Consider the following 10,381-nt stretch of genomic DNA (forward strand, 5'->3'; position numbering starts at 1 on the left):
CCGCCTTCGGGTGGCAGACCACCCCGAGCCGCGAGAGGCTATTGCAGCATGGACACCGCTCTCGACCTGCACAGCCCACTGACCGAAGACGAGCTGCGCCGGCTTGACGCCTACTGGCGAGCGGCGAACTACCTCACCGTCGGGCAGATCTACCTGCTCGACAACCCCCTGCTCCGCGAGCCGCTGAAGCCGGAACACGTCAAGCCGCGACTGCTCGGCCACTGGGGCACCAGCCCCGGGCTGAACCTGATCTACGCGCACCTCAACCGGGTCATCGTCAACCGGGACCTGTCCGCCCTCTACGTCACCGGCCCCGGGCACGGCGGGCCGGCCATCGTGGCGAACACCTGGCTGGAGGGCACGTACAGCGAGCTCCACCACTCGGTGAGCCGGGACGAGACGGGGATGGCGCGGCTGTTCCGTCAGTTCTCCTTCCCGGGCGGCATTCCGAGCCACGTCGCCGCGGAGGTGCCGGGTTCGATCCACGAGGGCGGCGAGCTGGGGTACGCGCTGAGCCACGCGTACGGGGCCGCGTTCGACAACCCGGATTTGCTGGTGGCCTGCGTGATCGGCGACGGCGAGGCGGAGACCGGCCCACTGGCCGGGAGTTGGCTGTCCAATGTCTTCCTCAACCCGGCCCGGGACGGGGCGGTGTTGCCCATTCTGCACCTCAACGGCTACAAGATCGCCAGCCCGACGGTGCTGGACCGGATCCCCACCGACGACCTGCTCGGCATGATGCGCGGCTGCGGCTACCAGCCGTACATCGTCGAGGGCGACGATCCCGCCACGGTGCACCAGAGCCTCGCCGGCACGCTGGACCGGGCGGTGGACGAGATCGCCGAGATCCAGCGCCAGGCCCGCTCCGGCGGCACCGTCGAGCGCCCCCGTTGGCCCATGATCATCCTTCGGACGCCGAAGGGCTGGACCGGCCCGGACAAGGTCGACGGCAAGCAGGTGGAGGGGACCTTCCGCGCCCACCAGGTGCCGATCGACGCGGTACGCAAGAACCCGGCGCACCTGGCCGAGCTGGAGCGCTGGCTGCGCAGCTACCGGCCCGAGGAGCTCTTCGACGCCACCGGCGCCCCGGTCGCCGAGCTGGCCGCGCTGCCCCCGAAGGGCGACCGGCGGATGAGCGCCAACCCGGTCACCAACGGCGGACTCGTGCTGCGCGACCTGGACCTGCCCGACTTCCGCAACTACGCCGTCGACGTGAAGCAGCCGGGCGAGCCGGCGGTCGGCGCCACCGGCGTGCTCGGCCAGTGGGTCCGTGACGTGATCAGCGCCAACCCGCAGACCTTCCGGCTCTTCGGCCCCGACGAGGTCGCCTCCAACCGGCTCAGCGCCGCGTTCGAGGTCACTGACCGGGCGTTCGTCGCCGGCACCCTCCCCGGCGACGACCACCTCTCCCCCGACGGCCGGGTGATGGAGGTGCTCTCCGAGCACCTGTGCCAGGGCTGGCTGGAGGGCTACCTGCTGACCGGCCGGCACGGCATCTTCACCAGCTACGAGGCGTTCATCCACATCGTCGACTCGATGGTCAACCAGCACGCCAAGTGGCTGAAGGTCACCCGGGGCATCTCCTGGCGGAAGCCGGTGGCCTCGCTGAACTACCTGCTCTCCAGCCACGTCTGGCGGCAGGACCACAACGGCTTCTCGCACCAGGACCCGGGCTTCATCGACCACGTCGTCAACAAGAAGGCCGAGGTGGTCCGGGTGTACCTGCCGCCGGACGGCAACACCCTGCTCTCCACCATGGACCACTGCCTGCGCAGCCGGCACTACATCAACGTGGTGGTGGCCGGCAAGCAGCCGGCGCCGAACTGGCTGACCATGGAGGAGGCGATCCAGCACTGCCGGCGCGGCCTGGGCATCTGGGACTGGGCCAGCAGCGACGACGGCAGCGAGCCGGACGTCGTGCTCGCCTGCGCCGGCGACGTGCCGACGCTGGAGACCCTGGCCGCGGCCGACCTGCTCCGGCAGCACCTGCCCGAGCTGAAGGTCCGGGTGGTCAACGTGGTCGACCTGATGCGCCTCCAGCCGCCGTCGGAGCACCCGCACGGCCTGCCCGACAGCGAGTTCGACACCATCTTCACCCGGGACAAGCAGGTCATCTTCGCGTACCACGGCTACCCGTGGCTGATCCACCGGCTCACCTACCGGCGGACGAACCACGACAACCTGCACGTGCGCGGCTACAAGGAGGAGGGCACCACCACCACGCCGTTCGACATGGTGATGCTCAACGACCTGGACCGCTTCCACCTCGTCATCGACGTCATCGACCGGGTGCCCGGGCTCGCCGCCCGCGCCGCCCACCTCCGGCAGGAGATGGTCGACGCCCGGCAGTCCTGCCGCGACTACACCCGTCGGTGCGGCGAGGACGATCCCCGGGTCGCCGAGTGGCGCTGGATCCGGGAGACCGATCCCGCCCTGCGGAGCGGTCAGTGAACGGGCTTCCCCGGAGGTCGGCCCGGTGAGCGGGGACGACATCCTGGTCGGCTACGACGGCTCCGCCGACGCCACGGTCGCCCTGAACTGGGCCCTGGACGAGGCGGGCCGCTCGGGTCGGCCGGTCCGCCTGGCGTACGTCTTCGAATGGCTGACGGTGGCCGGGTGGGTCGGTCCGGGGATGGCCCCCGGCATCTGGCCGGACGAGCAGGCCCGGCGGCAGGTCGAGGAGCTGGTCCGCAAGGCGGCGGCGGACGCCGCCGCCGAGCGGCCCGGGCTGACCGTGCACGGCGAGGTCTTCGACGGGCCGCCGGCCCTGGTCCTGCAGGAACGCTCCGCGCAGGCCGGGATGCTGGTCCTCGGCAGCCGCGGGCGCGGCGGGTTCGCCGGCCTGCTGGCCGGCTCCACCGCGGTGTCCGTCACCTCCCACGCGCACTGCCCGGTGGTGGTGGTCCGGGACGGCCAGGAAGCCACTTCCGGGCCGGTGGTGGTCGGCGTGGACGGCTCGGAGTCCGCGCTGCTGGCGCTCGGCTTCGCGGTCGAGCGGGCGCGGCAGCGGGACGTGCCGCTGCGGGTGCTCCGGGTGTGGGAGCCGCCCGGTGAACGGTGGGTGCCGCCCGGCTTCGACCCCGAGGAGGCCACCGCCACCGAACGGGCGGCGGCCGAGGACGAGCTGACCCGGTGGCGCGAGTCCTTCCCGGACGTCGAGATCGACCTGCGGGTGGTGCCGGGCAATCCGGCCGCCCTGCTGGTCGAGGCGAGCCGGGAGGCGCAGCTCGTGGTGGTGGGCAGCCGGGGCCGGGGCGGGCTGCGCGGGATGCTGCTCGGCTCGGTCAGCCAGCAACTGCTCCACCACGCGCGCTGCCCGGTCGCGGTGGTCCGCGAACGCTGACCGCTGGCCCGGACGACCCCGCTGACCCAGGCGGCATGGCCCCGACGAGCGATATACCTGTCAGGCATAAATATGCCTGACAGGTATATCGCTGCGGACCGGCCTTCCGTCACCGCCGCCTACTGACCCGATCGCCGCGGCCGCCGCGCCGGTCCGGGCTCGACTATGGTCTGGCGATGGTCTTCGAGTCGGGGCAGGTGATCACCCGTAGGTACCTGCGAGGCGGCCGGTGCACCTGGGCGCAGCCGATGCGGGTGCTGGCCGACGACGAGCAGGGACTGCTCCTCTGGCACCCCGCCGGAAGCGAATTCGCCCGGCTCGTCGACGCGGACGGCCGTACCCAGCACGAGCTCACCGTCGACCGGATGCGCGACCCGAAACTGACCGTGCTGACCTGGCAGGACTACGACCTCCTGGTGCTCATGCCGCCGAAGGCGGCCCACTCCGTCTGGTGGTTCTTCCAGGCCGGCAGCTTCGCCGGCTGGTACGTCAATCTGGAGGAGCCGTACGTCCGACGACCCGACGGGGTCGACAGCGATGACCTCGTGCTCGACATCGTGGTGACGCCGCAGCGGCAGTGGGAGTGGAAGGACGCCGACGAGTTCGACGGCCGCATCGGGCATCCGCTCTACTTCGACCAGGAGACCGCAGCCGAGGTGCGCGCGGAGGGCGATCGGCTCACCAAGCTGATCGAGGCGGGCGAGTTCCCTTTCGACGGCGCCTACACCGACTTCCGACCCGACCCGCACTGGCCGGCGCTGCGGCTACCGGCCGACCTCGCCTGAGTCGCGCCGGCCGGGTGCCGGACAGGGCAACCGGTGTTTACGGCGGGACCAAGGGCCCGGGGGCGGGGGGCCGGTGTACCGTGCGGCCGGTCGCTGGATGGCCGAGGATGGAGGGGCAACCCCGCCCCGACCCCTGCGGGTACGGCGCGATGGGGAGAAACAGAAAGGTCGTGACGATGAGCCAGGAGACGCCGGCTACGGACCGCCCGCCGACCACCGCCCTGGCGGAGGCCGCCGGGATGGCGAGCCACGCGCCCTCGGTGCACAACACCCAGCCCTGGCGCTGGACGGTCCTCCCCGGCTCGCTGGAGCTGCGGGTGGTCCGGGACCGCCAGCTCGCCGCCACCGACCCGGAGGGCCGGCTGGTGGGGATCAGCTGCGGCACCGCGCTGCACCACGCCCGGTTGGCGCTCGCCGCCGAGGGCTGGACGCCGGTGGTGGAGCGGATGCCCGACCCCGCGCAGCCGGACCTGCTGGCCCGGCTGACCGGGCTCCGGCACACGGGAGCGGACCCGGACGCGATGCACATGGTGCAGTGCATGCAGGTCCGGCACACCGACCGCCGGCCGGTCAGCGAGGAGCCGGTGCCGACGGCGGCCCTCGGCGAGATCGACCGGGCGGCCACCCGGGAGGGCGTCAACCTCCAGGTGCTCGACGACGAGCAGAAGCTTCAGCTGGCCGCCGCGGCGCAGCACGCCGCCGAGGTCGAGGCCGAGGATCCGCAGATGCGCGAGGAGCTCGCGTACTGGACCAGCCGGGCCTGCACCGGGACGGGACTGCCGGCCGAGGTGCTGCCCGAGCAGGCGCCGCGGACCACCGTCCCGGTCCGCGACTTCGGCCGCCCCGGCAGCCTGCCGGTCGGCCCCGGGCACGACCGCGCCGCCGTCTACGGCATCCTCTGGGGTACCGAGGACGAACCGGACAGCTGGCTACGGGCCGGTGAGGCGCTCTCCGCCGCCTGGCTGACCGCCACCCGGCTCGGGGTCTCCCTGGTCCCGCTCAGCGGCGTGGTCGAGGTGGAGGGCACCCGGCAGGTGCTGCGCCAGCTGCTGGCCGGGCTCGGCTTCCCGTACATCGCGCTGCGGCTGGGCATCGCCGACCCGACGCACGCGGGGCCCCCGCACACCCCGCGGCTGGACACCACGCAGACCGTCGACACCTCGGCGGTGCGCGACCAGCTTTCGTAGCGGGGACTCGTCCGACATCGGTCGCCGGGCGATAGCATCGGCCGGTGGCCAGCGCACCGCACCCCCGCCAGGAGCACCTGACCCCGTCGCTGGGCCTGAGCCCGCTGTCCCGGGTCCGTCTCGACGAGTTGCTCCAGGAGATGCTGGACCGGGTCGGCGAGGTGGTGACCAGCCGGGAGCGGCTGCGCGCCCTGCTCGACGCGGTGGTCGTCATCGGCTCCGACCTCGACCTGCGCAGCACCTTGCAGCGGATCGTGGAGTCAGCGTGCGAGCTGGTCGGCGCGACGTACGGCGCGCTCGGGGTCATCGGCCCCGACCGGCTGCTGCACGACTTCATCATCCACGGCATCGACCCGGAGCTGCACGCCAAGATCGGCGACCTGCCGCACGGCCGGGGCGTGCTCGGCCTGCTCATCGACGAACCCCGCCCGGTACGCATGCCGGACATCACCCAGCACCCCAAGTCGTACGGCTTTCCGCCGCACCACCCGCCGATGCACAGCTTCCTCGGCGTGCCGGTGCGCATCCGCGACCAGGTCTTCGGCAACCTCTACCTCGCCGAGAAGCAGGGCGCGGCGGAGTTCAGCGAGGACGACGAGGAGATCGTGGTGGCGCTGGCCGCCGCGGCCGGCGTGGCGATCGAGAACGCCCGCCTCTACGCCCTGGCCCACCGGCGGGAACGCTGGCTGGCCGCGACCGCCGAGATCACCTCGGTGCTGCTCGGCGAGGTCCGGCGGACCGACGCGCTGACCCTGGTGGCCCGGCGGGCCCGCGAGGTCGCCGAGGCGGAACTGGCGCTGGTGCTGCTCTACGACGAGGACGGCGGGCACTTCACCGTCGAGGTGGTCGACGGGGCCGACGAGCGGACGACCCGGAAACTCGTCGGTGCGGTGCTGCCCGCCGACGAGACCAGCTTCGCCGGCTCGGTCACGGAGCGCCGGCACGAGCTGCTGGACAATCTCGCCGAGGCCGCGCCGTGGCCGGCGCCGGTGGTCGCCGGGCCGGCGGTGGTCTCCCCGCTCGCCGCGGCGGACACCCTGCACGGCGTGCTGCTGATCGGTCACCGGCCCGATCACGGTCCCGCCGCCGAGGACGACGTGACCCTGCTGGGCAGCTTCGCCGGCCAGGCGGCGCTGGCCATGGAGCGGGCCCGCGGCCAGGAGGAACGGGAGCTGCTGGTGGTCCTGGAGGACCGCGAGCGGATCGCCCGGGACCTGCACGACGTGGTGATCCAGCGGCTCTTCGCCACCGGCCTGCAACTGCAGAGCGCCGCCCCGATGAACGTCCGGCCGGAAGTCGCCAAGCGGATCAACGCGGCGGTCGACGACCTGGACGCCACCATCCGGGACATCCGCCGCACCATCTTCGAGCTGCGCACCCCGATGAGCGCCGCCCTGCGCACCGAGATCCGCGACGCGATCGAGGCGGCCGCCGAGTCGCTCGGGTACCGGCCCGCGCTGGAGCTGACCGGGCCGATCGACAGCGCCGTCCCGGACACCCTGCGCCCGGAACTGACCGCCGTGCTGCGCGAGGCGCTGTCCAACGCCGTGCGCCACGCGCACGCCGAGCGGGTGGCCGTGGCGGTCAAGGTCGACGCCGGCTGGGTGAGCGTGACGGTCACCGACGACGGGGTGGGCTGCGACCCGGACGCGGCCCGCAGCGGCCTGGTCAACCTGCGGGAGCGGGCCGAGCGCCTCGGCGGCGACTTCCAGCTCAGCCGGGTGATCCCGCACGGGACCGAGGTGCGCTGGAGCGTCCCGCTGCGCGACTGACCGGGGCGTCCCGGCGGCCGGGCCCGATCAGTGGGTCTTGCCGAGCAGCCGGGTGGCCAGCACCGCGGCCTGGGTACGCCGTTCCAGGCCGAGCTTGGCCAGCACGCTGGAGACGTAGTTCTTCACGGTCTTCTCGGCCAGGAACATCTTGCCGGCGATCTCCCGGTTGGTCAGCCCCTCGGCCACGTACTCCAGGATCCGCCGCTCCTGCTCGGTGAGGCTCTTCAGCTCGCGCGGCTGCTCCACGCCGCTGCGGATCCGCTCGAGCACCCGGGTGGTGATCGCCGGGTCGAGCAGGGACTGCCCGGCCGCCACCCGGTGGACCGCGTCCACCAGGTCGGTGCCGCGAATCTGCTTGAGCACGTACCCGGCGGCGCCGGCCATGATCGCCGCGAAGAGCGCCTCGTCGTCCTCGTACGAGGTGAGGATCAACCCCTTGATCGACGAGTCGACCGCGCGGACGTCCCGGCACACGTCGATGCCGTTGCCGTCGGGCAGCCGGGCGTCGAGGATCGCCACGTCGGGTCGGAGCGCCGGGATGCGCCGGGTGGCCTCCTGGGCGGAGCCGGACTCGCCGACCACCTCGATGTCCCCGCTGCTCTGCAGCAGGTCGGCAAGGCCACGGCGGACGACCTCATGGTCGTCGAGCAGGAACACGCGGATCATCCCTTGTTTCTACCCGGTCGCCACCCCGGCCGCACGGGCCGAAGGTCCCGAGCCTCGCGCGCCACCGCCGGGCAGTCGGGCCCGACCAGGCGGGACGTCCGGCCCTGCCCGGGCCGGCCCCGGCTGCCGCACCGTGGAGACGGACCACCCGGGAGGCGGCACGGCCTGCCACGGAAGGAGCAAGACCATGGAGACCGGCTTCACCATCGAGCAGCTCAGGGCAGCCGCCGCCGACGCCGTCCGGGCGCCGTCCCTGCACAACACCCAGCCGTGGCGGTTCCGGCTGCGCGACGGCGGGATCGAGCTCTCGGTCGACCCACGGCGCCGGCTGCCCGCCACCGACCCCAGCGGCTGGGGCACCCGGCTCGCCTGCGGGGCGGCGCTGTTCAACCTGCGGCTGTCCCTCGCCGTCGCCGGCACGCCGGCCACGGTCCGGCTCCGCCCGTACCCCGGGGAACCGGACGTGGTGGCCCGGCTGGTGCCGGACCTGCCGCGCCGCCCGACCCCCGCCGAGCAGAGCCTGCACGCGGCCATCCCTCGCCGGTTCAGCAACCGCGCGCCGTTCTGGCCCGACCCGGTCCCCGCCGACGCCCGCTGGCAGCTCGGCGAGGCGGCCCGCGCCGAGCAGTGCTGGCTGGAGCTGGTGATCGGCACCAGCGCGGTCAACGCGTTCGCGGAGATCGCCCGCAGCTCGCACCGGGTGCTGGAACGCGATCCCGCGTACGTGGCGGAGCGGACCGCATGGATCCGCTCGGAGCCCGCCCCCGACGGGGTACCGGTGGCGGCCGGCGGCCCGCAGAGCGAACCGCAGGACCTACTGCCGCAGCGCGGCTACGGCGGGCGCAACCGGGCGCCGGGACGGGACTTCGAGCCCGAGCCGCTGGTCGCCGTGCTCGGCTCGGCGGGGAACACCGCCACCGATCAGATCATCGCCGGTCAGGCCCTGCAACGGGTCCTGCTGACGGCCGCCGACTCCGGGCTGGCGGTCTCGGTGATCTCGCAGCCGATCGAGGTGCCGGGGGCGCGGGAGGCGCTGCGGCTGTCGCTCGGCCGGTTCGGCACCCCGCAGATGGTGATGCGGATCGGTTACGGACAGCCGGGGCGGCCGACGCCGCGGCGCCCCGTGGACGAGGTGCTGGACCTGTCGGTGGTGCGGGCCTGACCCCGAACGTCACCGCCGGAGGTAGTGGCGCGGCCGGCCCAGCCTGGGCCGCCGGCGCCGCCCGCACCGGGGGGTGGCTGCGGCGATCCGCCGCCGGTCAGGCCGGCGCGCCGCGCCCCGCGACCGTGGCCAGCAGCGCCGCCTCCCGCTCCGGGGACAGGCCCACCGCCGCCCGCGCCGGCCGGCCGGCGCGTGGTGGCACCCCGCCCACCTCCCGCAGCCAGCGCCAGGTGTCGGCGACCGTCTCGGCCACCGGGCGGCAGACCAGCCCCGCCGCGTACGCCCGCGTCACGTCGCGCTCCTGCAACCACCGGTACTCGTGGCCGAGCGGAATCCAGATCGGCAGGTCGTTCCAGGGCTCGACGCCGGCGGCGAGGATCGGCTCCGGGTCCGTCCACCGCAGCACCGCGCCGCCGCCGGTCACCCCGACGGCCGCGTCGAGCAGCTCACCCATCGTCGTGTGTCCGGTCCGACTGACCACGTTGTACGCGCCGCCGACGCCCTCCGTGCCCCGGTCCAGCAGCCAGGCGGCCAGATCGCGCACGTCCACGTACTGCACGGGCAGCTCGCGCGGACCGGGCGCCAGCACGTCGCCGCCCCGGGCGACCCGGCCCAGCCACCAGGGCAGCCGTCCGATGTCCTCCCCCGGCCCGAGGATCAGCCCGGCCCGGGCCAGCAGCGCGCGGTCGCCGAAGACCTCGATTGCGGCACGCTCCCCGCCGGCCTTCAGGTGGGCGTAGTCGCCGTCGAGCGCGTCGGCGGCCGCCGCGACGACCGGCGCGTCCTCGTCCGAGCCCGGCAGCACCGGCTCGGCGTAGACGGAGCCGCTGGAGACGTAGCCGTAGTGCCCCGCGGCCCCGACGAGCGCCCGTGCCGCGTCCCGCACCGCCCGGGGCGCGCCGTCCCAGGTGTCCACCACCAGGTCCCACTCGCCGCCGGCGAGCGCGGCGAGCCCGTCCGGCGCGGTCCGATCACCGCGCAACCGGCGTACGCCCACCGGTACGTCGCCGTGCAGCCCCCGGTTGAACACCGTCACCGACCAGCCGCGGCGTACCGCCTCGGTCACGACGGCCCCACCGACGAATCCCGTTCCACCCAGCACCAGCAGTCTCATCTGCCCAGCCTGCCCAGCCGCCCAGGGCGATCGCGAGACCTGTTCACGGTGAGCGGATCTGCCGTGGGCAGAAGAGGTGGCTGGCCTCGATGTGGTGCCCGGGTTGTCCGGTTCGCGCCGCCGGTGTGGGCCGGTCTGCGTCCGATGTCCGGTTCCGGGTGTGACCGCCGGCATCCGCAGGCCGGAATCGTGGCGGGGCCGGGGGCGTTACATTCACCGTGCGACTGAGTAGCTGGCCCGCTCGACCGGGTCGGTGACCGGGCCCCGGAATGATGGCGGCCGGCCGGTCGTTACACATGGTCCCGGCGCCGCGAAGAGGCCCCCGCCCCGCGGCCGGGCAGTGACTTTCCCC

8 protein-coding genes are annotated in these 10,381 nt (G+C 73.7%); 6 read left to right on the forward strand and 2 right to left on the reverse strand.

Annotated elements, in window-relative coordinates; translation table 11 throughout:
• The first annotated feature begins 48 nt into the window (after positions 1–48).
• The 5 genes from I8N68_RS26725 to I8N68_RS26745 all read left to right on the forward strand — a co-directional run bounded on the left by I8N68_RS26725 (position 49) and on the right by I8N68_RS26745 (position 7,087).
• The gene (locus I8N68_RS26725) at positions 49–2,451 is read left to right on the forward strand and encodes a phosphoketolase family protein (protein ID WP_200215253.1); all 2,403 of its coding nucleotides are present in this window, start codon (positions 49–51) and stop codon (positions 2,449–2,451) included.
• A 25-nt stretch (positions 2,452–2,476) separates the two neighbouring features.
• On the forward strand, positions 2,477–3,343 hold the full coding sequence (locus I8N68_RS26730; RefSeq protein ID WP_200215254.1) for a universal stress protein: 867 nt from the start codon (positions 2,477–2,479) through the stop codon (positions 3,341–3,343).
• A 176-nt stretch (positions 3,344–3,519) separates the two neighbouring features.
• Complete coding sequence (locus I8N68_RS26735) at positions 3,520–4,128, forward strand: ribonuclease FAU-1 family protein (RefSeq protein WP_200215255.1); 609 nt, start codon at positions 3,520–3,522, stop codon at positions 4,126–4,128.
• A 176-nt stretch (positions 4,129–4,304) separates the two neighbouring features.
• Positions 4,305–5,315, forward strand: coding sequence for an Acg family FMN-binding oxidoreductase (locus tag I8N68_RS26740; RefSeq protein ID WP_372433855.1), 1,011 nt, complete (start codon positions 4,305–4,307; stop codon positions 5,313–5,315).
• Between the two features lie 95 nt (positions 5,316–5,410).
• Positions 5,411–7,087, forward strand: a complete 1,677-nt coding sequence (locus tag I8N68_RS26745; protein WP_200215265.1) for a GAF domain-containing sensor histidine kinase — start codon at positions 5,411–5,413, stop codon at positions 7,085–7,087.
• A gap of 27 nt (positions 7,088–7,114) precedes the next feature.
• Here the strand turns inward: I8N68_RS26745 and I8N68_RS26750 are convergent, their stop codons facing one another.
• Entirely contained in the window at positions 7,115–7,753 is a 639-nt protein-coding gene (locus tag I8N68_RS26750; RefSeq protein ID WP_200215257.1) for a response regulator, read from the reverse strand.
• 187 nt (positions 7,754–7,940) lie between these two features.
• Here I8N68_RS26750 and I8N68_RS26755 point away from each other — a divergent pair, with 187 nt between their 5' ends.
• Entirely contained in the window at positions 7,941–8,915 is a 975-nt protein-coding gene (locus I8N68_RS26755; RefSeq protein WP_200215258.1) for an Acg family FMN-binding oxidoreductase, read from the forward strand.
• A 97-nt stretch (positions 8,916–9,012) separates the two neighbouring features.
• Here I8N68_RS26755 and I8N68_RS26760 read toward each other — a convergent pair whose 3' ends face one another.
• A complete protein-coding gene (locus I8N68_RS26760; protein WP_200215259.1) occupies positions 9,013–10,029 on the reverse strand; it encodes an NAD-dependent epimerase/dehydratase family protein in 1,017 nt (338 codons plus the stop codon).
• Between the last annotated feature and the right edge of the window lie 352 nt (positions 10,030–10,381).

The organism is Micromonospora coerulea, assembly GCF_016598485.1.
Classification (GTDB): domain Bacteria; phylum Actinomycetota; class Actinomycetes; order Mycobacteriales; family Micromonosporaceae; genus Micromonospora; species Micromonospora coerulea.

What these genes read in the sequence shown, in the direction of transcription:
- I8N68_RS26760 (WP_200215259.1), bottom strand. Translation starts at nt 10,029, where the DNA reads ATGAGACTGCTGGTGCTGGGTGGAACGGGATTCGTCGGTGGGGCCGTC.
- I8N68_RS26755 (WP_200215258.1), top strand. Translation starts at nt 7,941, where the DNA reads ATGGAGACCGGCTTCACCATCGAGCAGCTCAGGGCAGCCGCCGCCGAC.
- I8N68_RS26750 (WP_200215257.1), bottom strand. Translation starts at nt 7,753, where the DNA reads ATGATCCGCGTGTTCCTGCTCGACGACCATGAGGTCGTCCGCCGTGGC.
- I8N68_RS26735 (WP_200215255.1), top strand. Translation starts at nt 3,520, where the DNA reads ATGGTCTTCGAGTCGGGGCAGGTGATCACCCGTAGGTACCTGCGAGGC.
- I8N68_RS26725 (WP_200215253.1), top strand. Translation starts at nt 49, where the DNA reads ATGGACACCGCTCTCGACCTGCACAGCCCACTGACCGAAGACGAGCTG.
- I8N68_RS26740 (WP_372433855.1), top strand. Translation starts at nt 4,305, where the DNA reads ATGAGCCAGGAGACGCCGGCTACGGACCGCCCGCCGACCACCGCCCTG.